Origin of the sequence: Streptomyces spinosus (assembly GCF_020400655.1) — a bacterium.
GTDB classification, from domain to species: Bacteria; Actinomycetota; Actinomycetes; order Streptomycetales; family Streptomycetaceae; genus Streptomyces; species Streptomyces argyrophylli.
Genome location: NZ_JAINRC010000001.1, coordinates 550,448 through 571,983, shown reverse-complemented (window position 1 = coordinate 571,983; position 21,536 = coordinate 550,448). Strand labels below are relative to the sequence as shown.

The window sequence follows — 21,536 nt, the reverse complement described above, 5'->3', positions numbered from 1 at the left end:
CCTTCGAGGGGAGCCCGGGCCGCGGCGGTGCGGGCGGGAGCGGCCGGGCCGAGCCGGGCCACGGCCCGCCGAGCACGTCCGCGGGCCACGGCCCGCTGAGCACACGTCCTGCGCGGTGAGCGCCGTACCGGTACGGCCTCCCGCACGGGTTCCCCCGCAACAGAGGGGCCTTCCATGGACCGTGACCTGCGCCTGACCGCCGTGGGCCGTCGCTACGGCATCCGCGGCCCCTGGGTGCTGCGTGGCGTCGACCTCGTCGTCGCGCCCGGCACCCTCACCCGGATCGAAGGGACGAACGGCAGCGGGAAGTCCACCCTGCTCCGGCTGCTCGCCCGGCTCGACGCGCCCAGCGAGGGCCGGATCAGCGGCCGGCCGCGCACGGCGTACGTGCCGGAGCGGTTCCCGTCGGCCCTGCCCTTCACGGCCGCCGGCTGTCTGACCCACCTCGGCACCGTCCACGGCCTCGGCCGGGAGGCCGCCGCACGCGCCGCGGACACCTGGCTGGAGCGCCTCGGGGCGGGCGCGTACGCCGGTACGCCGATGGCGCGGCTGTCCAAGGGCAGCAGCCAGAAGGTCACCGTCGCGCAGGCCCTGCTGGCCGACCCGGAGCTGCTGGTGCTGGACGAGGCCTGGACCGGCCTCGACGCGGCGGCGCGGACCGAACTGGAGCGGGCGGTGGCCGAGCGGACGGCCGCCGGGGGTGCGGTGGTCTTCGTGGACCACGACCCGTGCCGCCTCGCCGGTACGCCGGACGCGGTCTACACGGTGACCGACGGGGGCCTGCGACGCCGTACCGACCCGCCGGGTGCGCCGTCCGGACCGGTCACGGTCGTGACCGTACGGGCCGCGCCGGGCGGCCGGCTGCCGCCGGACGCGGTGCGGATCGCGGTGTCCGCCGAGGAGACCGCCCCCGGCCGGCGCCGGCTCGCCGTACCCGCCTCCCACTCCGACACCGTGCTGCGCGCCCTGCTCACGGCCCGTCCGCCCTGGCACGTGGTCAGCGTCGAGCCACCGTCCCACGACCCCCAGCACCCCGACCCCGGAAGCCGCCCATGACCGCGCCCCTTCGCTACCAGGCCGACCTGCTGCTGCGCTCCCAGCGCTGGCTGCCCCCGGTGATCCTGTACGCCGCGTTCCTGGGCGTCGGCGTGCAGAGCGGCCAGCCGGTGCTGGGCTCGCTCGGCTACACGGCCGCCGGTCTGCTGCCGGTGGCCGCCTGGCTGGTGCGGATCTGTGTCACCGCGGAGCCGCCCGCGGCCCGGGCCTGCGTCGCCGCCGCCCGCGGCCCCGCCCGGGCACACCTCGCCTGCCTGCTCACCGCGCTGCTCGTGGCCGTGCTGCTCGGGCTGGTGGCCACCGTGGTGGTGACGCTGATCAGCGACCCGATGAGCGACGGCCACCGGGTCCCGGTGCCCCGGCTCCGCGCCGCCGCCGCGGGACTGCCGGCCGCCCTCGTCTGCGCCCTGCTCGGCACGGCCGTCGGCGCGCTCACCAGCCGGCCGGTGCTGCGGTCCAGGGGGCGTGCGGTCCCGGCGCTGCTGCTCGGCGCGCTGCTGGCGGTGGTGTCGGCCGGTTCCCCGGCGCAGGCCGCGGTCAGCGCTCTGGTCACCGGATCGCGGACCGGCCGGGCACCGGTGCCGCTGCTGCCGCCGGCGGGGGCGGTCCTGCTCACGGCGGCCGCCTTCGCCGCGGCCGGCCGGCTCGTCGCGCGCCGCTCACCCTGAGCAGGCGGTGCGCTGCGCCTCCTGCCACTCGCAGACGGGGCACAGCGTGAGGCCCTTGTACGACTCCGGGTACTCCGTCGGCTCCCGGCACAGCACGCACTCCGCGTACGGCGGTCCGTCGGCCTTCGCCGGCTTCACCGTCTCGGCGATCGTGCAGTAGTCCTCGTCGCTCATGCCTTCAGCGTAGGACGTCAGCGGCCGTTGCCCGCCTGACCGATCAGCTCGGAGACCTTCACGAACCGGTAGCCGCGCTCGCGCAGCTCCGGCACGACCGTGCGGACGACCCGCTCGGTCGTCGGCGCCGCGCTGCGGGTGCAGTGCATGACGACCACGGAGCCCGGCTTCACCCCGTCGAGCACCTGCTTGACCACCGCGTCGGCGTCCGTGGCGAACGCGTCGCCGCTGACCACGTCCCACTGCACCGCGGTCACCCCGAGCCCGCTCAGCGCGCGCAGCGCCCGCTGGTCGTAGCAGCCGCCGGGGAAGCGGAAGTACGGCATCGCGTGGGGCACGCCGGCCGCGCGCAGGGATTCGTACGCGCGCTGCACGTCCGCCCGCATTCCGTCGGCGTCGACGGTCGGCAGTCCGTAGCAGTCGGCGGTGAAGGCGTAGTGGCTCCAGGAGTGGTTGGCCACCTCGAACTGCGGGTCGTGGCCCAGGGCGCTGGCCTCGGCCGGGTACTCGTCGGCCCAGCGGCCGGTCATGAAGACGGTCGCCGGCACCTTCAGCGTGCGCAGGGCGGCGATCAGGCCCGGGTTGTCGAAGTGTTCGCCGGAGGCCGCGCGGGGTCCCTCGTCGGCGGTCATGTCGGCGTCGAAGGTGAGCGCGACGGTCTTGCCCCGGGTGCGCGGGCCGTGTTCGAAGACCGGGGTCAGCCCGCCGGGGCCGGGCGCGAGCACGGGCGGACGGGCGGGGGAGGGGGGCGCGGAGACACGGGAGGCGGCCGGGGCGGGCCGCTCACCGCCCGCGGCGCCGCAGGCGGTGAGCGCCGCGCCCAGGAGGCAGACGGCGAGGAGATGACGTGCTCGTGGGATCACCGTACGAACGTAGGACTGATGGTGCGTTTGTATGGTGATATGTTCCGCGGCGCGGCGGAACCGTCACCCGCGCGGCGGTGACTGCTCGCCGCCACGCCCGGTCGGGGACCGGTCCAGCTCCCGTCGTTCCAGCGGTTCGACCGCCGGTCCCTGCAGTACCGTGCCGTCGACGGCGAAGCGCGAGCCGTGGCAGGGGCACTCCCAGGTGCGCTCGGCGCGGTTGAACGCGACCAGGCAGCCGAGGTGGGTGCAGCGCGCCGACACGGCGTGCAGGGCGCCCTCCTCGTCGCGGTGGACCGCCAGCCGTTCGGCGCCGGACCGGACCAGCGCGCCGTCCCCGGGCTCCAGGTCGTCCACCGCGACCGTCGGTTTGAGCCGGTCGCCGACGAAGTGCCGGGCCACCTCGGCCTGGGTCTTCAGCAGCGACGGGGCCTGACGCACCACCGACTTCAGCCGGCGCGGGTCGTACAGCTCCTGCCAGGCGCTGTCCCGGCCGGTGACCAGCGCGCTCAGCAGCAGCCCGGCCATGATGCCGCCGCTCAGGCCCCAGCCGCCGAAGCCGGTGGCGACGTAGGTGTGCCGGGCGCCGGGATGCAGGGGGCCGACCAGCGGGACGGTGTCGGTGGACTCGTTGTCCTGCGTGGCCCAGGCGTGGTCCAGCCTCACCCCGGGGAAGTGCACCTCGGCCCAGCCGGCGAGCCGTTCGAAGCCCGCCCGCGGATCACCGGTGCCGGGCGTGAAGTGCTCACCGGTGACGACCAGCAGCCGCTGCCCGTCCGGGCCGTACGGCGCCGTGCGCACCGAGCGGGTGTTCTCGTCCGGCGTGATGTACATGCCGTGGGGGTCCGGCCCGTCGCCCAGCGGCCCGGCGACGACCAGTTCCCGGCGCGGGGAGAGCCGGGTGAACAGCAGGGCGCGGTCGAACACCGGGTAGTGCGTGGCGACCACGACGTCCCGTGCCGTCACCGTGGCGCCCGCCTGAGTCGTCAGCCGGCACGGCTCGCCCTCCGTCAGCCCGGTGACCCGCGTTTGCTCGTACACCTCGCCACCGCGCGCGAGCAGATCGGCGGTGAGCGCCCGCAGGTACTTGACCGGGTGGAACTGCGCCTGCCCGGTCACCCGGACCGCGCCCGCCACCGGGAAGGGCAGCCCGGTCTCCGTGGTGAACACCGCCGGCAGACCCGCCTCCCGGGCGGCGTCCGCCTCCGCGCGCACCTCGGCCACCCGGGACCGGTCCCGGACGTAGGTGTAGGCGTCCCGGGTCTCCCACTCGCAGTCGATGCCCAGCTCCGCCGCCAGCGCCGCCGCGTGCTCGATCGCCTCCGACTGCGACCGGGCGTACAGCCGCGCCCCTTCCACCCCCCGGGTGCGCCGGAGCCGGTCGTAGACCAGGGTGTGCTGGGCGGTCAGCTTGGCGGTGGTGAAGCCGGTGACGCCGGCCGCGACCCGCCCGGCCTCCAGCACCGCCACCCGCCGCCCGGCCCGGACCAGCTCGTAGGCGGTGCTCAGCCCGGCGATGCCCGCGCCGACGACGGCCACGTCCACGTCGAGATCCCCGTCCAGGGCGGGGTGGGACGGCCCCGGGGCGGTCCGCAGCCAGTACGAATCGGTGACCTTCCGCTGCTCGTGCATGCCCGCCGGGTACCCCGCCCGCCCCGACACACGTCCGCGTCACCCGCCCGGGCGCCCCCGGCACCGGCCGTCGGCCCGGCTGACACCCGCCGGTACCGGCCCGCGTCGTGCCGGACGGCCGAGTCCGTCACCGACGGTCGTGGGCGAGCGGCCGGGGGTCCTGAGGCGGCCGCCACCGGCTGGGCAGCCCGTCACCGCTCACGTCGGCTTCCGCAGCCCGGCCCGGCCCGGCCCGGCCCGGCTCGCCCTGCCGTGCGCCCGCGCCGGTCTTGAACCCGGACGGCTTGGGCCGACGCCGGAACCAGGCCCGGCCGACCTGCCGGGGTCGGAACCTCACCCGGCGGACATCCACGTCCGCCTGGCGCCGCCGTGCGCCCACGCCGGAGTCGGTTCACGTCGACGCAGCCCGGCCCGGCCCGGCTCGCGCTGCCGTGCGCCCGCGCCGGTCTTGAACCCGGCCGACCTGGGCCCACGCCGCAGTCGGTTCATGTCGACGCCGCCCGGCTCGCCCTGCCGTGCGCCCGAGTCGGGCCCGGCTGACTTCGGCGCATGCCTGCACCGGGCCCGGCTGACATCGTCCAGGGCCGGAACCACGCCCCGGCTCACGTCCGCCTTCGCCTCCGCCGTCGCCCCCGCCTCGCGCCGCCGTGCGCCCTCCGCCCGGGCTCCGGCCCGGCTGACATCAGCCCCGCTTGAACCGGGCCTCGGTGCTCGTCCGCCCCCGCCGCCGCGACCGCCCAGGCGCCCCCGCCACCGCCAGGCGGCCCCACCGCCTGCGTAAAGATCCGGCCCGACTGACACCGGCCCACGCTGGAGCCCGCCCCGCCTGGTGGTCCGTCCACGCCGCAACCCTCCCCGGCCGGGCATCCGTTCGCGCCGTGATCTCGCCCCGCCGGGCATGCGTCCGCATCGCGGTCCCGCCCCGCCGGGCATCCGTTCGCGTCGGTACCGCCTTCGCTCACGTCTCCTTCAGCAGTCGTTCCCGGCAGTCCGCCACGTCGAAGTCCGCCTCCGGGTAGCGCGGGTCCAGCTCCCGCAGCCGTTCCAGCAGGAGCCGGCTGATGGCCCAGTTGCGGTACCACCTGCGGTCGGCCGGGACCAGGTACCACGGCGCGTACGGCGCCGCGCAGCGCTCCAGGGCCAGCTCGTACGCCTTCTGGTAGTCGGGCCACAGGGCGCGTTCGTCGATGTCGCCGGGGGTGAACTTCCACCGCTTGTCGGGGCGGTCCAGCCGGCGCAGCAGACGGCGCCGCTGCTCGTCGTAGGAGAGGTGCAGGAAGCACTTGACGAGGGTGACGCCGTCCTCGGCGAGGGAGCGCTCGAAGTCGTTGATCAGGCCGTAGCGGCTGCCGATCTCGGCCGGCCGGGCGAGGTGCCGGACCCGGGCGATGAGCACGTCCTCGTAGTGCGAGCGGTCGAAGATGCCGATCTCGCCCGGCTCCGGCAGCGCCCGCCGCACCCGCCACAGGAAGTCGTGCCCCCGCTCCTCCTCGCTCGGCGCCTTGAACGCCGTGATCCGGCACCCCGACGGGTTCAGCTGGCCGATCACGTGCTTGACCGTGCCGCCCTTGCCACTGGTGTCCATGCCCTGGAGGACCAGCAGCACCCGGCGGTGGTCGCCCGCGGTGGCCGCCGCCCACAGCCGCTCCTGGAGCCGGGCCAGCTGTCTGCCCATGCGGTCCGCTTCCGCCTCCGCCGCCCGCCTGCCGTCCGGGGCGCCGGGGGTGGCCCGGGCGTCGTACCGGGACAAATCCACTCGCTCGCCCGGTGGCAGCCGCAGCAGTTCCGGGAGCTTCCTGGCCGGCGTGTTCCGCACACGTGCTCCTTCCGTCCGGTTCGCGTGTCGCAGGCGCCCGTCAGCCGGGAGGCGGTCCGCCGTCGGTGTGCGCCGCGGGCTCCCGGTCCTGGCCCTCCTGCCCCGGCAGGGAGGACTGGGCACCCCGCTCCAGGAAGTGCAGCAGCTCCACCGGGATGGGCAGCACCAGCGTCGAGTTCTTCTCGGCCGACACCGCCATCACCGTCTGCAGCAGCCGCAGCTGGAGCGCGGCCGGTGTCCCCGCCATCTGCTGGGCGGCCTCGGCGAGCTTCCTGGAGGCCTGGAGTTCGGCGTCGGCGTTGATGATCCGGGCCCGGCGCTCGCGGTCCGCCTCGGCCTGGCGGGCCATCGACCGCTTCATCGTGTCCGGCAGGGACACGTCCTTGATCTCGACCCGGTCGACCTGGATGCCCCAGCCCACCGCCGGACTGTCGATCATCAGCTCCAGGCCCTGGTTGAGCTTCTCGCGGTTGGACAGCAGGTCGTCCAGGTCGCTCTTGCCGATGATCGACCGCAGGGACGTCTGCGCCATCTGCGACACCGCGAACTTGTAGTCCTCGACCTTGATCAGGGCGCTCGTCGCGTCGACCACCCGGAAGTAGACCACCGCGTCCACCCGGACGGTGACGTTGTCGCGTGTGATGCCCTCCTGGGCCGGGATCGGCAGGGTCACGATCTGCATGTTGACCTTCTGCAGCCGGTCCACGAAGGGGATGATCAGGGTCAGGCCCGGCGGCCGTACGTCCCCCGCCACCCGGCCGAGCCGGAACAGCACACCGCGCTCGTACTGCTTGACCACCCGCGCCGCGGTCGCCAGGTACACCACACCGGCGGAGCCCACCGCCGCCAGGGTCACCAGAAGGTCCTCGACCATGGTGACCTCCTCATCCAGAGGCCGGTTTGTCTGCTGTTGCCACGATAGGCCCGTGGGGCCGGGATGCCGAGTGGCCCCGGCTCCCCGGCCCCACGGGCGGGCCGTCAGGCGGCCGTGAGCAGCTGCACCGGCTCCGTGCCCGCCGCGCTGTGCCGCGCGGCCCAGTTCTCCAGGGCCGTACGGCAGGCGTGGTCCAGGTGGTGCAGCCCGGACAGGTCGAGCCGGACCGGGCGGTCCTGGGGGAGCGACTCCAGGCTGTCGAGGATCTTCGGCAGCCGCAGGAAGGTCGCGTTCCCGGACAGGTGCGCCTCGACCGGTCCCGCGCCCTTGTCCACGATCTCCAGCCTGACGTGCGAGGCCTCCCAGGCGGTCTTCACCACCGCCAGCGCCAGGCCGATGAGCACGCCCTCGAACATGCTGACCGCCACGATGGAGACGGCCGTGACGGCGAGGACCAGCGCCTCCCCGCGGTGCTCGCGCCACAGCACGGTCAGGGACCGCAGCGGGACCAGCTTGGCGCCCGCGTGGATCAGGATGCCCGCGAGGGCCGGGACCGGGATGTACGCCAGCACGCCGGGCAGCAGCGCCGCGAACAGCAGCAGCCAGACGCCGTGCATGACCCGGGAGGCCTTCGTGCGGGCACCGGCCTGCACGTTGGCCGCGCTGCGCACGATCACCGCGGTCATCGGCAGCGCGCCGAGCACCCCGCACACCATGTTGCCCGCGCCCTGGGCGACGAGCTCCTTGTTGTACTGGGTGCGCGGACCGGAGTGCAGCCGGTCCACGGCCGCCGCGCTGAACAGCGACTCGGCGGAGGCGATCAGGGTGAAGGCGACGACCGTGCCCAGCAGCCCGACGCCGGCCAGCTCGCCGAAGGCGCTCAGCGGCGGGGGCTGGACCGAGCCGAGCAGTCCCCGCACCTCCACGGTGGCCACCGGCAGGTCCAGCGCGAACGCGGCCAGTGTGGCGAGCCCGACCGCGGCGAGCGGGCCGGGCACCGCCCGCACCCTGGCCGGGGTGTGCTTCCACAGCAGCAGCACCGCGATCGTGCCCGCGGCCACCGCGAGAGAGGCCAGGGCGCCGGTGTCGCCGAGGGCGTCCAGGAACGCGCCGGGCACCCCGGCGATCTTGCCCAGGCCGGAGTCGGGGGCCTTCGCCGCCAGCGCCGGGTACAGCTGCCCGGCGATGATCACCAGGCCGATTCCGGCCAGCATCCCCTCGACGACGGAGACGGAGATGGCGCGGAAGTAGCGGCCCAGCCGCAGCAGGCCCATGGCCACCTGGAGGGCGCCGGCCACGAGCACGATCACGCCGAGCACCGGCAGCCCGAACTCCTTGACCGCCTCGAAGACGAGCACGGTCATGCCGGCCGCCGGTCCCGACACCTGGAGGCTGCTGCCGCGCATCAGCCCGGTGAGGATGCCGCCCACGATGCCGGTGACCAGGCCGAGTTCGGCCGGCACCCCGGAGGCGACGGCCACGCCCACGCACAGCGGCAGCGCGACCAGGAAGACCACCAGCGAGGCGGCGAAGTCCTGCCTGAGGTGGGGGAAGCGGGATATGAGGGTGCGGTTGTCGGTCATCGGCGCGCTCACAGGGCCTCGAAGGTGTCGGTCTGCGGGCGGTGCGTCCGTACGGCGCCGGTGTGCACCTCGTAGTACCAGGCGTGCAGGGCCAGCTGACCCTCCTTCAGCCTGCGCTCGACGCAGGGGTACGAGCGCAGTCGCAGGAGCTGCGTCAGGACGTGGCTCTGCACGCCCTCGGCGACCTCCGGGTCCTCGGCCGCGCCGGCCGGGCGCGGGGTGGCGGAGGCCAGCCAGTCGCGCACGGCCGGTACGGCGGTCAGGTCGTCACCGCGCACCAGCGCGCCGACGGCGCCGCAGTGCGAGTGGCCGCAGACCACGATGTCGCGGACGCCGAGCACCTCCACGGCGTACTCGATGGTGGCCGCCTCGCTGGTGGGGTGCTCGGAGGCGTGGGGCGGGACGATGTTGCCCGCGGTGCGCAGCTCGAACAGCTCGCCGGGGCGGGCGCCCGTGATCAGGGCCGGGACGACCCGGGAGTCGGAGCAGGTGATGAACAGCACCTGCGGGGACTGGCCTTCGGCGAGTTTGGCGAACTCCTCAGGGCGCTGTCCGAAGGTGCGGGCGTTGTCGATGAGGGGCTGCATGTGTGTGGGTTCCTCCTGGCGCGCCTGCCCGGCGCGTCGGATGTGCACGACGGTTGTGGGGGGGAGAGAGCTGCCCGTCCGTCAGCAGCGGAAGACCTGGAGCGCCGCCGGGGTGTGGGCTCTGGAGGCTCTCGGGGTGGGGTGGTGCGGTCCGCCGGAGGACTCCGACGGGCCCGTTTCGGCCAGTCGGCCGGATATGAGGGCGCGCTCCTGCGCGCAGCCGGAGGCCGGGCCGCGCTGCCGGTCGCGGACATGCGGGATGCCCACGGGGTCACCTGGGCAGCCGGGGGCGCGGACCTTGTCCGTGGCCCCTTCGCGCGCCGGCAGTGCGGAGGGGGTGGTTCCGGTCTCGGCCTTGGCCAGCGCCTGACCGAATGTGTGCGCGGGTGCGAAGGATCCCGCGGGAGTGAAGAGCTGGAAGGCGAGGAGCGTCACGCCGAGGAGGGTGAGCAGCGTCCGGACGGTCGTACCTCGGAACATGAGCCCCCCTCCGCCGCGTTCGCGTTTCGTGTCCAGACCAAGGGTTGGTCAATGGATGGTCAAGAAACACGGTAGCCCTGCGAAGTCCTTTGCAGGGTTAACTACGCGTTAAGCGCGCAAGAGAGCGTGAAAAGTGCGGGTCGGGTGGCGTGAACCCGCCCTTGACCCGCAGAGCTTGATCGACTATTGGACGACCGGAGCGGCCCTAGGCGCCGACCAGGCCCTTCGCGTCCCGTGCCAGCGCGGTGAGCCGGGATATCGCGCGGAAGTACTTCTTGCGGTAGCCGCCGTTCAGCATCTCCTCGCTGAACAGCCGGTCGAACGGCAGCCCCGAGGCCAGCACCGGGACCTCGCGGTCGTAGAGCCGGTCCGCGAGCACCACCAGGCGCAGCGCCGTCGACTGGTCCGGCACCGGCTTCACACCGGTCAGGCACACCGCCCGGAGCCCGTCGGTCAGGGCGCCGTACCGGCTCGGGTGCACCTTCGCCAGGTGCTCCAGCAGATGCCCGAAGTCGTCCAGGGAGGCACCCTCGGTGGCGAACGCCGTCTTCATGACCTCCTCGTCCGAGAAGGGAGCCGGGGCCTCGGGCAGGCCGCGGTGCCGGTAGTCCTCGCCGTCGATGCGCAGGGTACGGAAGTGTGCCGACAGGCCCTGGATCTCCCGCAGGAAGTCGGCGGCGGCGAACCGGCCCTCGCCCAGCTTGCCGGGCAGCGTGTTGGAGGTGGCGGCGAGCGCCACACCCGCCTCGACCAGCTTGCCGAGCAGCGTCGAGACCAGGACCGTGTCGCCGGGGTCGTCCAGCTCGAACTCGTCGATGCACAGCAGCCGGTGCTCGGAGAGCGTCCGCACCGTCTGCTGGAAGCCGAGCGCGCCGACCAGGTTGGTCAGCTCCACGAAGGTGCCGAACGCCTTGCGGGACGGCTCGGCCGGGGTGGCGTGCCACAGGGAGGCGAGCAGGTGGGTCTTGCCGACGCCGTATCCGCCGTCCAGGTACACCCCGCGCGGGCCGGCCGGGGCCTTGGGCGCCTTGGCCCGGCCGAAGCCGAAGAGGCCGCGCCGGCCGGCGCCGGAGGCGTGCGCCCCGCCGAGTCCGGCCGCGAAGTCCTCCAGGACCCGGACGGCCTCGCTCTGGCTGGGCTGGTTCGGGTCCGGGATGTACGTGGCGAAGCGGACCGAGTCGAAGCGCGGCGGCGGCACCATCTCGGCGACCAGCCGCTCCGCGGGCACGTGCGGCTCGCGGGCGCACAGGGACAGGGGGCCGGCTTCCGGCAGCGGGCTGGAACCGGGGGCGGCGGTGGAGGACGACACAGTTGTCCATGCTAAGCGCCGTGTCACACTGCACGGCATGCGACGCCTGTTCCCTGTGACCGAAGAAACAGCAGCCCAGGCCCCCGCAGGGGGTGCCCGCACCTCCGGGCGCGGTCCGGAGGGGGAGGTGAGCCCGGCGGGCCGGGACGGTTCGGCCGTGGACCGGGAGTGGAGCCTCGCCGAGCTGGCCGCCGCGTACGCCTACCCGGAGCCCTCGCCGGGTGCCCCGCGGCCGTGGCTGCGGGCCAACATGGTCTCCTCGCTCGACGGCGCCGCCCAGCACGAGGGCCGCTCGCAGCCCATCTCCAGCGCCACCGACATGCGGATCTTCGGCACGCTGCGGGCGCTCGCGGACGTCGTCGTGGTCGGTGCGGAGACGGTGCGGCAGGAGGGGTACCGGCCCACCCGTGTCCGGGACGAGTTCGCCGCGGCCCGCGCGGCCGCCGGGCAGACCCCGGTCCCGGCGATCGCGATCGTCACCGCGAGCGTGGAGCTGGACTTCACGCTGCCGCTGTTCACCTCGCCCCTGGTGCCCACGCTGGTCCTCACCGGCGCCGCGGCCGCCCCCGACCGGATCGCCGCCGCCGAGCGGGCCGGCGCCCAGGTGGTGATCGCCGGCGAGGGCATGGGGGTGGAGCCCGCCCGCGCGGTCCAGGTCCTGGCCGGCCTCGGCCACACCCGGCTGCTCACCGAGGGCGGACCCCGGCTGCTCGGCCAGCTGATCGCCGCGGACGTACTGGACGAGCTGTGCCTGACCGTCTCGCCGACGCTCACCGCGGGGAACGCGCAGCGGATCGCCGGGGGACCGTCGGTGGCCGTACCGCACCGGTTCGAACTCGCGTCCCTGCTGGAGCAGGACGGATTTCTGTTCGGTCGTTACTGTCGGACCTGACGTCACCGTTGGTGCTGACGTCACTGTCGGTCCCGATGCCGGCGGAATCGGCCGTCACGGTCCGCTTCCGGCGAGCAGCCTGGTCCGGCAGTACCCGTGCGATCACGGGGAAGGATGGTTTCCGCACGGGCCCTGCCGGGCCCTCCGAGGAGAGAGGCGCCTGGTGTTCACAAGCGTTCTGATGATCGAGAAGGCCCTGACGGCCGCCGACGTGGAGTTCGTCACCACCCTGCACGGGGACGAGCCCGTCTCGTTCCACGTGCTGCTCCAGCCGCGCGGTGAGCAGGCGGACCGGCTGCTGCGGGCCATCGACGACATCGCGCTCGGCGAACTCGACGAGGCGGTGCGGGAAGGCGAGACCCCGGAGGGGCAGGAGGCCCGGAGCGTGGGGCAGCAGGCCCTCGGCGTGTCGCTCCAGGCGCTGCGCGCCGCGGGGAGCCGGGCGGAGGGGCGGCTGGTCGAGGAGCACCCGTTGGACGCGCTGAAGTCGCTGGTCGCCGAGGTCGGCGCCGACGAGGTGATCGTGCTGACGGACCCGCACTACGTGGAGGAGTTCTTCCACCGGGACTGGGCCTCCCGGGCCCGGCACAAGGTGGGGGTGCCGGTGCTGAAGCTGTTCTCGCACAGCAAGGCCTAGGGTCTTGCGTTCGGATCAGCCCGGCAGGATCCGAACAAAAGACCTTGGGTGTGCCGTCCCCGGTCGCCGTCCGGGCCGCGGCGCGGCGGCGGGGCGGGTGCGTGCGAGGCGCCCGGTGCCCGAGCGCATAGGCTAGGCCCGCTCCAGCTCGTACCGTCTCAGGGGAGAAACGCATGGCACCCGGCCTTCCTGACGCCATGGACCGACCGCACTTCATCGGCATCGGCGGCGCCGGGATGTCGGGGATCGCCAAGATCCTCGCCCAGCGCGGGGCCGAGGTCGCCGGCAGCGACGCCAAGGAGTCGGCGACCGCCGAGGCGCTGCGGGCGCTGGGCGCGACCGTGCACATCGGGCACGCCGCCGAGCACCTGGCCGACGACGCCAGCTGCGTCGTCGTGTCGTCGGCGATCCGGCAGGACAACCCCGAGCTGGCCCGCGCCGCCGAGCTGGGCATTCCGGTGGTGCACCGCTCCGACGCGCTGGCCGCCCTGATGGAGGGGCTGCGGCCGATCGCCGTGGCCGGTACCCACGGCAAGACCACCACCACCTCCATGCTCGCGGTCTCGCTCACCGAGCTGGGCCTGGAGCCGTCGTACGCCATCGGCGGCGACCTGGACGCGCCGGGCTCCAACGCGCTGCACGGCGACGGCGACATCTTCGTCGCCGAGGCCGACGAGTCGGACCGCAGCTTCCACAAGTACGCGCCCGAGGTCGCCATCGTCCTCAACGTCGAGCTGGACCACCACGCCAACTACGCCTCGATCGACGAGATCCACGAGTCCTTCGAGGCGTTCGTGGACCGGATCACCGCGGGCGGCACCCTGGTCGTCTCCGCCGACCACGACGGCGCCCGCGAGCTGACCCGGCGCGTGCGGGACCGTGACGTGCGGATCGTGACCTACGGCGAGGCCGCCGACGCGGACGTACGCGTGCTGTCGATCGTCCCGCAGGGGCTGAAGAGCCAGGTCACCGTGGTGCTGGACGGGCAGGAGCTGACCTTCGGCGTGTCCGTGCCGGGCCGGCACTACGCCCTGAACGCGGTCGCCGCGCTCGCCGCCGGCGCCGCCCTCGGCATCCCGGCCGCCCGGCTCGCGCCCGCGCTCGCCGCCTACACCGGCGTCAAGCGGCGCCTCCAGCTCAAGGGCGAGGCGGCCGGCGTCCAGGTGATCGACTCCTACGCCCACCACCCGACCGAGATGACCGCCGACCTGGAGGCCATGCGCGCCGCCGCCGGTGACGCCCGCATCCTCGTCGTCTTCCAGCCGCACCTCTTCTCCCGCACCCAGGAGCTGGGCAAGGAGATGGGGCAGGCGCTGGCCCTCGCCGACGCCTCGCTGGTCCTCGACATCTACCCGGCCCGCGAGGACCCGATCCCCGGCGTCACCAGCGAGCTGATCATCGAGGCCGCCCGCGCGGCCGGCGCCGACGTCACCGCCGTGTCCGGCAAGGCGGAGATCCCCGAGGTGGTCGCGGGAATGGCGAAGCCCGGTGATCTCGTTCTCACCATGGGCGCGGGAGACGTGACAGACCTGGGCCCGCTGATCCTGGACCGCCTGTCGCAGTAAAGGGGCTGAGAACTGATGTCGTACGACGTCGAGAAGCCGGACGAGCAGTGGCGCGCGGAGCTGACTCCCGCCGAATACGCCGTACTGCGCCAGGCCGCCACCGAGCCGGCCTTCACCGGTGAGTACACGGACACCAAGACCAAGGGCGTCTACTCCTGTCGGGCCTGTGGCGCCGAGCTGTTCACCTCCGGCACCAAGTTCGAGTCGCACTGCGGCTGGCCGTCCTTCTACGACCCGAAGGACACCGACGCCGTGGAGCTGATCGAGGACCGCTCGCACGGCATGGTCCGCACCGAGGTGCGGTGTGCCCGCTGCGGCTCCCACCTCGGACACGTCTTCGAGGGCGAGGGGTACCCGACCCCCACCGACCAGCGGTACTGCATCAACTCCATCTCGCTGCGGCTGGAGCCCCAGGAGGGCTGAGGCCCCCGAGCGGGACCGCCGGGGCCGGCGCCCCGGCCGCCCCGGCGCGGTATCCCGTGCGGGTGCCGGGCGCGGCGCGGTGGATCCGTTCGCGATCCGTTCGCGTCACCGGGGCCACCGTCCCCGGTGGCCCCTGTGAACGCTCTCCCGCCAAAGTTCCGAAACACCGGCGGTCTAGACTCTCCCCGCATCAGCCCAGGACCGGTCGCCCGAAGGGTACGCGGCGTTTTGATACGGATAGATTCAGTCACGAAGCGGTATCCCGACGGCACGGTCGCAGTCGACCGGTTGTCGCTGGACATACCGGACCGCGCCATCACCGTCCTCGTCGGGCCCTCCGGCTGCGGCAAGACGACGACCCTGCGCATGATCAACCGGATGGTGGAGCCCAGCGAGGGCAGCATCCTCCTCGATGGCCGGGACATCCGGCAGCAGCCGGTCAACACCCTGCGCCGGTCGATGGGTTACGTCATCCAGAACGCCGGGCTCTTCCAGCACCGCACCATCCTCGACAACATCGCCACCGTGCCCCGGCTGCTCGGCTGGACCAAGCAGCGGGCCCGGGCCCGGGCCGCCGAGCTGATGGAGCGGGTGGGGCTCGACTCCGCGCTGGCCAAGCGGTACCCGTACCAGCTCTCCGGCGGCCAGCAGCAGCGCGTCGGCGTGGCCCGCGCCCTCGCCGCCGACCCGCCGGTGCTGCTGATGGACGAGCCGTTCTCCGCCGTCGACCCCGTCGTGCGCAAGGGGCTCCAGGACGAACTCCTGCGCATCCAGGACGAGCTGGGCAAGACCATCGTCTTCGTCACGCACGACATCGACGAGGCGATCAAACTGGGCACGAAGGTCGCCGTGCTGCGCACCGGTGGCCGGCTCGCCCAGTTCGCCCCGCCCGCCGAACTGCTCAGCGCGCCCGCCGACCCCTTCGTGGAGGACTTCCTCGGCGCCGACCGCGGCATCCGCCGGCTCTCCTTCTTCCCCTCCACCGGGCTGGAGTTGCAGACCGCGCCCGTCGTCCCCATCGACGCCGACGCCGGCAAGCTCGCCGCCCGGGCGGCCACGGCACCGTACCTCCTCGTCACCGACCTCGACGGCAGGCCGCTCGGCTGGAGCGAACCGGACCGGCTCACCGCCGGCGCCATCGACCGGGAGCGACTCCTCGACCACGGGCGGCCGTTCGTGCCCGGCACCGACTCGCTGCGCACCGCGCTCGACGGGGCCGTGCTCTCGCCGACCGGCTGGGCCGTCGCGGTGGACGGCGAGGGACGCGCGGTCGGTGTCGTCTCCCAGCAGGTCATCGGCGAGGCGATCCGCGCCGCCCACAGCCGGGTCGCGGAGCACGCCGACGCGAAGGCCGGGCGATGAGCGGCTTCTTCGACCTCCCGAGCGACCTCCAGCACAGCTACCTCGGCCTCATCGGGCTGCATCTGCGCGAGGCCCTCCTGCCGGTGCTCGCCGGACTGCTCGTCTCGCTGCCGATCGCCCAGCTGTGCGTGCGGTTCCGCTGGATCTACCCGCCCGTCCTCGGCATCACCACCGTCCTGTACGCCATCCCCTCGCTCGCCTTCTTCGTCGTCCTCATCGACTACTTCGGGCAGAGCGAGACGACGGTGATGATCCCGCTCGCGCTCTACAGCCTGGTGGTGCTCGTCCCGGCGATCGTGGACGGCGTCCGCTCGGTGCCGCCGGAGACACTGGCCGCCGCCCAGGCCATGGGCCTCGGCCCCGTACGCCGGTACTTCCAGGTCCAGTTGCCCATCGCCGTACCCGCGATCATCGCCGGGCTGCGGGTGGCCACCGTCTCCAGCATCTCCCTGGTCAGCGTCGGCATGCTCATCGGCAACCAGGGCGCCCTCGGCAACATGCTCTACGACGCCCAGACCTACCACCGGCCCGCACTGGCCGTGAACTCCGTCCTGACCATCGCGGTGCTGGGCATCCTCGCCGACGCCGTCCTGGTCCTCGTCCGCCTCCTGCTCACCCCCTGGATGCCGCGGAAGGGTGCCACCCGGTGAACATCCTGAACTTCGCGCACGCCTTCTTCGGCGACAGCGCCCACTGGCACGGCTACGACGGCATCCCCACCCGGTTCGCCGAGCACATCAAGTACTCCCTGGAAGCCCTGCTGATCGCCACCGCGATCGGGCTGCCCGTCGGCCTGCTCACCGGCCACACCGGGCGCGGCGGCAACGCCCTCGCGCTGATCGCCACCGCCGGCCGCGCGCTGCCCAGCTTCGGCCTGCTGGTGCTGATGTTCATCTGGATCGGCTTCGGGCTGCTGCCGGTGATGATCCCGCTGGTCGTGCTCGCCGTACCGCCCATCCTGGTGACCACCTACGAGGCGGTCCGCTCCGTCGACCCCTCCCCGGTGGACGCGGCCCGGGGCATGGGCATGCCCGAGGCCCGCGTGCTGTTCCAGGTGGAGGTGCCGGTCGCGCTGCCGCTGATCCTCAGCGGCCTGCGCACGGCGGCCATCCAGATCGTCTCCACCGCCACCATCGCCGCCTACGTCAGCCTCGGCGGCCTCGGCCGCTACATCATCGACGGCCTCTACCAGAAGAACTACGAGAAGGTCGTCGGCGGTGCCACGCTCGTCGCCGGCCTCGCCCTCGCGACCCTCGCCGTGTTCTGGGCGGCGTCCCGGCTCACGGTGTCGCCGGGGGTACGCCGCGGCGTCTGACGGTCACCGCTCGGTGCGGGCCAGCGCGAGTTCGAGTACGACGAGCAGCGCGTCCCGCACCGAGCCCCGCTCTCGGGCGTCGAACACCACGACCGGCACGCCCTGGGAGACGTCCAGCGCCCAGCGGACGTCCTCCAGCGCGTGCTCCACCCGGCCGTCGAAGGCGTTCACCGCGACGGCGAACGGGATGCCCTTGTGCTCGAAGTAGTCCACCGCCGCGTAGCAGTCGTCCAGCCGGCGGGTGTCGACGATGACGAGCCCGCCGACCGCGCCCTCCACGATGTCGTCCCACATGAACCCGAACCGCTCCTGCCCGGGCGTGCCGAACAGGTACAGCTTCAGCGTCGGGTCGATGGTGATGCAGCCGAAGTCCATCGCGACGGTCGTCGTGGTCTTGCGCGGGGTGTGCGTCAGGTCGTCCACGCCGGCCGCGACCTCGGTGATCGACGCCTCCGTGGTCAGCGGCTCGATCTCCGAGATCGCGCCGACGGCCGTGGTCTTGCCCACGCCGAAACCGCCCGCGATCACCATCTTCACCGGCAGCGGCGGCCGTACCGCGGCAGGCGCGGCCGGGCCCCGGGCCAGGAGCGGTTCAGTCGGTGTCACTCGGTACCCCTCGGGAGTCGGGGATGGCCCGCAGGCCATCGATAACCCTGCGCAGGACGGACGCGTCGTGGGTGGCCTCGGCGTCCGGCACGTACACCGCCAACTGGCCCGCCTCGCGCAGGTCCTCGGCCAGGACGCGCACCACGTTGAGGTGCAGCCGCAGCCGGGCCGCGAGTTCCGCGAGGGACTGCGGCAGCCGGCAGGCGGCGACGATGTCGTGCTGCTCGAAGGAGAGCCGGCCGAGCGCGTCGAGACCGTCGGCGGTGGACACCACCTGGGTCTCCACGGGCAGCGCCCGGCCGGAGGCGGCGTCCGCGACCCGGCCGGCGGTGACCAGGTACGGCCGTACGGCGGGGACGGGGCCGACCGGGTCCGGGCCCGGGGGCGCCATGCCGTCCGCCATGCCGTCCGCCATGGAAACCTTCTCCTCCTCAGCGGGCCGCCGCCGCGCCCACGCTGTTCTTCAGCTCCAGCACGAGCTGCGGACTCAGCGCGGCACCGGCGCGGTTGGCGAACAGCGTCATCTCGTAGGCGATGTTGCCGAGTTTCGCCTCCTTGTCGGTGACGACGCCGAGCACGGCGCCGCTGCCGATCGCGGAGACGATGACGTGACCGCCCTCCAGATCGATGATGACCTTGTTCAGACCGCCGAGGCCGTAGTTGCCGGAGGCGCCCGCGGCCAGGCTGGTGATGCCGGACACGATCGCCGCGAGCCGCTCGGAGTCGGCGTGCTCACGCAGCTGTGACACCGCGATCAGCAGGCCGTCGGAGGACACGGCGATGGCGTCCACGACGCCGGCGGTCTCGGTCGCGAAGCGGCTCAGCAGCCAGGTGAAGTCGGCCGCGGCTGCCTGCAGGTCGGTCGGCGTGGTGCCGCCCGTCGGGCTGTCACCTGTCGACGTGCTCACTGCTCGGCTCCTTCCGGAAGGTGGTTCGGGTCGTGCGGCGGGGTGGTCGGTGGTGTGGGGGCGGGATGCGGTGGGGGGTCGGTGGCGAGGGTGCCGTCCGGGCGCGGGGCCTGTGCGGCGGCCGGGGTGGCGTCCGGGTGGGACGGGGGTGTGGCTTCGGCGGCGCCGTCCGGGCGGGGCCGGCGCGGTGCCGTCGTCGCGCCGTCCTGGTGCGTCGCCGGGGCCCTGGCGCTGGTCACCGGGCGGGCGGGGCCGACCGTGTCGCTGTCCCGTCGGGCGCGTTCCACGGCGTCCTCGAACTCCTCCAGCGCGTCGCGTACGGCCTCGGCGTCCAGCGGTCGTACGGTCTCCGGCACGGTCGGCGCGGTGCCGGCGGTGGTGTGCAGCGTGGCTCCGCGCACCCGGCGGCGCAGCGGGCGCGCGCCGTGTCCGGCCGTGCCGGGCCCTTCCTGCTCCGAAGGGGCCGGCGCGTCGGTGCCGCGCGGTGCCTGGCGGGGGATCCGGCGGGGGAGCGGGCCGCCGTGTTCGGCGCGGGCGGGCTCGTCCGGGGCGGTGCCGGCGGCCGGTGCCTTCTCGTGGGCGGTGTCCGGCGGCAGCGTGCCCCGCGCGGGTACCGGGCCGGACACCGCGGCCACCGGTGCGGGCGCCGCGGCCGCAACGGCCTGCGCCCCCGCGCCCGGGGCGAGCAGCAGCGAGGCCGGCAGCGTCACCTCGGCCGTCACACCGCCGCCCGGCGTGCGGGTCAGTTCGACCGCGATCTCCCAGCGGCGGGCCAGCGCGCCCACCACGAACAGGCCCAGCACCTTGGTCGGCACCAGGTCCAGCCGTTCGCGGCGGATCAGCCGGGCGTTCTCCTCGGCGAGCCGCTCGGCGCTCATGCCGAGGCCGTGGTCGGTGATCACGACGTGCGTGCCCTCGGCACCGGAGCGGACGGTGACCTCGACGGGGCTGCCCTCGGGCGAGAACGACACCGCGTTCTCCAGGAGTTCGGCCACCATCAGCGTGAGGTCACCGATGACGTCCGGCTCGACCAGGGCGTCCGACGCCGCGTACAGCCGTACCCGCTGGTAGCCCTCGATCTGCCCGAGCGCGGCCCGTACGACGGTGGACAGCGCGGTGGGACCCGCGTCCAGCACCGTCTCGCGGATGCCGGCCAGCAGCATCAGGCTGTCGGCGTTGCGGCGCAGCCGTACGGCGATGTGGTCGATCGAGTACAGCCGTTCCAGCAGCGCCGGGTCGGTCTCCCCCCGTTCCACGGCGTCGATCAGGGCCAGTTGCCGGGTGGTGAGGTTGCTGACCCGGCGGCCCACGTTGCCGAACATCTCCGCGGTGTTGCGCCGGCTGAGCACCTGGCGCTCCAGCAGCGCGGCGGCGGTGGTCTGCACGCGGTTGAACGCCTCCGCCAGGTCACCGATCTCGTCGCGGGCCGTGACCGGCATGCCCCGCAGCCGGGGCGGTCCGTCGTCCTCGGCGTCGTCGTCGGCCACCCGGGCCAGCTCCCGCCCGGCGACCTCGGCGACCTCCCGCGCGGCCCCGGTGAGGGCCTGCACGGGCCGGACCACCGAGCGGCGCACCAGGACCGCGAAGGCGATCCACAGCGCGAAGGCGATCAGCGCGCCGCTCAGCAGCAGGCCGGCCCGCCACCGGGCGCCGTCGGCGGCGCCGTCGGCCCGGTCGGCGATCTGCCCGATCAGCGCGGTGGTGATCTTCAGCCGGGCGGCGGCCTGTTCGGGGTAGGCGGGGTAGTCGGTCAGTGCGTCCCGCACCGCCCGCCGCAGCAGCACCTTGTCGTTCGTCTCCAGCCGGCCGACACCGACCTGGAGTTCGGCGTACGCCTCGGTGATCTCGCGTTCCGCCCGCGTGTGCTCGATGCCGGCGAACCGCTCGGCCTGCGCCTCGGTGGCGAACCGGGCGAAGCGCTCGGCCTGGTGGGTGTACAGCGCGTAGGCGCCGACCGCGCTGGTGAACTCGATCTGCGCGTTGGTGTCGCCCGTGGTGGCGGCGAACACGTTGGTCTCGAAGGCGCCGTGGGCGGCGTCCGCGCGCAGCAGGGAGTCCAGCAGGCTGCCGGTGAACGTATCGGCGAGGTCGGCGTCGCGGTCGAGGCCGAGGCCGTCGATCAGGCTCTGGGCGGCGCCCGCGTAGGCCGGGTCGATGTTGTCGGCGGGCAGGTACGACTGCTCCACCGAGGTGCGCAGGCTGGTGAGGCCCTCGACCCCGCGCAGTGCCTGCGCCTCGCCCTCCGGCAGCCGGTCCCCGAACGCCTCGCGTACCTTCGTCACCTGGGAGTCGACCGCGTGCTGCGCCGCACGGTAGGCGGACGTCGACGGTTTCGCGTCCCCGGACTCGTAGCGCGTGGAGAGCAGGATGGCCTGCTGGTGCTCGGCCTCGACCCGGTCCACCAGCCGCGCCAGCTGGGCGCTGTCGCGCACCAGCCGGGCCGCCGAGGCGGCGCTCGACGACTGCCGCACCAGATCGGTGAAGAGGTACGCGAGCAGGACCGCGATGACCGCGAGGGGTATGCCGACGAGCAGATTGAGTTTGCGCCGGAAGGGCCAGCGGTCGGCGAATCCCCGTACTCCGCCCCGCGTGGGGGCGTGCCGGGCGGGCGCGTCCACCTGGTTCGTGGACACCGGGCCTCCTTCATGGGTGTCTTGTCCGGGGGAGCCGTCACTCCCGGACCTGAGGGCTGTCGCCCCCGGAACGCCTGCGTCACGACACCGAAGCGGGCCCCGCGCACCGCTGTGGTCGATACCAACTCGGGTGAGACTACAGGCCTCTTGAGG

At 73.8% G+C, this 21,536-nt stretch carries 22 protein-coding genes; 9 read left to right on the top strand and 13 right to left on the bottom strand.

Translation table 11 applies throughout. The annotated features are described in order from the left end of the window. The first annotated feature begins 174 nt into the window (after positions 1-174). Together LG395_RS02445 and LG395_RS02440 are read left to right on the top strand one after the other, a co-directional pair. Entirely contained in the window at positions 175-1,056 is an 882-nt protein-coding gene (locus LG395_RS02445; protein ID WP_225808254.1) for an ABC transporter ATP-binding protein, read from the top strand. Beyond that, complete coding sequence (locus LG395_RS02440) at positions 1,053-1,724, top strand: ABC transporter (protein ID WP_225808253.1); 672 nt, start codon at positions 1,053-1,055, stop codon at positions 1,722-1,724. Before LG395_RS02445 ends, LG395_RS02440 begins: the two co-directional genes overlap by 4 nt. Here LG395_RS02440 and LG395_RS02435 read toward each other — a convergent pair. From LG395_RS02435 to zapE, 9 genes are all read right to left on the bottom strand, one after another. Further along, a complete protein-coding gene (locus tag LG395_RS02435) occupies positions 1,716-1,898 on the bottom strand; it encodes a hypothetical protein (protein ID WP_171151831.1) in 183 nt (60 codons plus the stop codon). The two genes, LG395_RS02440 and LG395_RS02435, sit on opposite strands and share 9 nt — an antisense overlap. Before the next feature lie 17 nt (positions 1,899-1,915). Next, positions 1,916-2,761, bottom strand: coding sequence for a polysaccharide deacetylase family protein (locus tag LG395_RS02430; protein ID WP_225808252.1), 846 nt, complete (start codon positions 2,759-2,761; stop codon positions 1,916-1,918). A 63-nt stretch (positions 2,762-2,824) separates the two neighbouring features. Then, a complete protein-coding gene (locus LG395_RS02425; RefSeq protein WP_225808251.1) occupies positions 2,825-4,393 on the bottom strand; it encodes an FAD-dependent oxidoreductase in 1,569 nt (522 codons plus the stop codon). A gap of 958 nt (positions 4,394-5,351) precedes the next feature. Next, positions 5,352-6,209 carry a PPK2 family polyphosphate kinase gene (locus LG395_RS02420; RefSeq protein WP_225808250.1) on the bottom strand — a complete coding sequence of 286 codons (858 nt, stop codon included), beginning with the start codon at positions 6,207-6,209 and terminating at the stop codon, positions 5,352-5,354. A 40-nt stretch (positions 6,210-6,249) separates the two neighbouring features. Then, a complete protein-coding gene (locus LG395_RS02415) occupies positions 6,250-7,083 on the bottom strand; it encodes a slipin family protein (RefSeq protein WP_171151823.1) in 834 nt (277 codons plus the stop codon). Between the two features lie 104 nt (positions 7,084-7,187). Further along, positions 7,188-8,666: a SulP family inorganic anion transporter gene (locus LG395_RS02410; RefSeq protein ID WP_171151821.1), complete on the bottom strand. Its 1,479-nt coding sequence runs from the start codon at positions 8,664-8,666 to the stop codon at positions 7,188-7,190. Between the two features lie 8 nt (positions 8,667-8,674). Then, complete coding sequence (locus LG395_RS02405; protein WP_171151818.1) at positions 8,675-9,253, bottom strand: carbonic anhydrase; 579 nt, start codon at positions 9,251-9,253, stop codon at positions 8,675-8,677. Between the two features lie 81 nt (positions 9,254-9,334). Continuing rightward, positions 9,335-9,733 (bottom strand): hypothetical protein, encoded by a 399-nt coding sequence (locus LG395_RS02400; RefSeq protein WP_171151815.1) that lies wholly within the window; start codon positions 9,731-9,733, stop codon positions 9,335-9,337. Between the two features lie 205 nt (positions 9,734-9,938). Further along, positions 9,939-11,042 (bottom strand): cell division protein ZapE, encoded by a 1,104-nt coding sequence (gene zapE, locus LG395_RS02395; RefSeq protein WP_225808249.1) that lies wholly within the window; start codon positions 11,040-11,042, stop codon positions 9,939-9,941. A 37-nt stretch (positions 11,043-11,079) separates the two neighbouring features. Between zapE and LG395_RS02390 the strand changes: the two genes are divergently transcribed. From LG395_RS02390 to LG395_RS02360, 7 genes are all read left to right on the top strand, one after another. Next, entirely contained in the window at positions 11,080-11,934 is an 855-nt protein-coding gene (locus LG395_RS02390) for a pyrimidine reductase family protein (protein WP_225808248.1), read from the top strand. 163 nt (positions 11,935-12,097) lie between these two features. After that, complete coding sequence (locus tag LG395_RS02385) at positions 12,098-12,571, top strand: indole-3-glycerol phosphate synthase (RefSeq protein ID WP_171151807.1); 474 nt, start codon at positions 12,098-12,100, stop codon at positions 12,569-12,571. 173 nt (positions 12,572-12,744) lie between these two features. Beyond that, on the top strand, positions 12,745-14,136 hold the full coding sequence (gene murC / locus LG395_RS02380) for a UDP-N-acetylmuramate--L-alanine ligase (protein ID WP_225808247.1): 1,392 nt from the start codon (positions 12,745-12,747) through the stop codon (positions 14,134-14,136). Between the two features lie 15 nt (positions 14,137-14,151). After that, the gene (gene msrB / locus LG395_RS02375) at positions 14,152-14,559 is read left to right on the top strand and encodes a peptide-methionine (R)-S-oxide reductase MsrB (RefSeq protein ID WP_171151804.1); all 408 of its coding nucleotides are present in this window, start codon (positions 14,152-14,154) and stop codon (positions 14,557-14,559) included. Between the two features lie 228 nt (positions 14,560-14,787). Continuing rightward, entirely contained in the window at positions 14,788-15,921 is a 1,134-nt protein-coding gene (locus LG395_RS02370; protein WP_171151802.1) for an ABC transporter ATP-binding protein, read from the top strand. After that, on the top strand, positions 15,918-16,571 hold the full coding sequence (locus tag LG395_RS02365) for an ABC transporter permease (protein ID WP_171151800.1): 654 nt from the start codon (positions 15,918-15,920) through the stop codon (positions 16,569-16,571). Before LG395_RS02370 ends, LG395_RS02365 begins: the two co-directional genes overlap by 4 nt. Then, a complete protein-coding gene (locus LG395_RS02360; protein ID WP_171151798.1) occupies positions 16,568-17,236 on the top strand; it encodes an ABC transporter permease in 669 nt (222 codons plus the stop codon). The genes LG395_RS02365 and LG395_RS02360 overlap by 4 nt, the downstream gene beginning before the upstream one ends. A 3-nt stretch (positions 17,237-17,239) precedes the next feature. Here the strand turns inward: LG395_RS02360 and LG395_RS02355 are convergent, their stop codons facing one another. The 4 genes from LG395_RS02355 to LG395_RS02340 are packed head-to-tail and all read right to left on the bottom strand — an operon-like array spanning position 17,240 to position 21,383. Further along, positions 17,240-17,842 (bottom strand): GTP-binding protein, encoded by a 603-nt coding sequence (locus LG395_RS02355; protein WP_225808246.1) that lies wholly within the window; start codon positions 17,840-17,842, stop codon positions 17,240-17,242. Further along, positions 17,829-18,245 carry a DUF742 domain-containing protein gene (locus LG395_RS02350; RefSeq protein ID WP_171159605.1) on the bottom strand — a complete coding sequence of 139 codons (417 nt, stop codon included), beginning with the start codon at positions 18,243-18,245 and terminating at the stop codon, positions 17,829-17,831. The genes LG395_RS02355 and LG395_RS02350 overlap by 14 nt, the downstream gene beginning before the upstream one ends. Before the next feature lie 28 nt (positions 18,246-18,273). Beyond that, positions 18,274-18,750: a roadblock/LC7 domain-containing protein gene (locus LG395_RS02345; RefSeq protein WP_171151794.1), complete on the bottom strand. Its 477-nt coding sequence runs from the start codon at positions 18,748-18,750 to the stop codon at positions 18,274-18,276. Continuing rightward, positions 18,747-21,383, bottom strand: a complete 2,637-nt coding sequence (locus LG395_RS02340; protein ID WP_225808245.1) for an ATP-binding protein — start codon at positions 21,381-21,383, stop codon at positions 18,747-18,749. Before LG395_RS02340 ends, LG395_RS02345 begins: the two co-directional genes overlap by 4 nt. Positions 21,384-21,536: the final 153 nt, after the last annotated feature.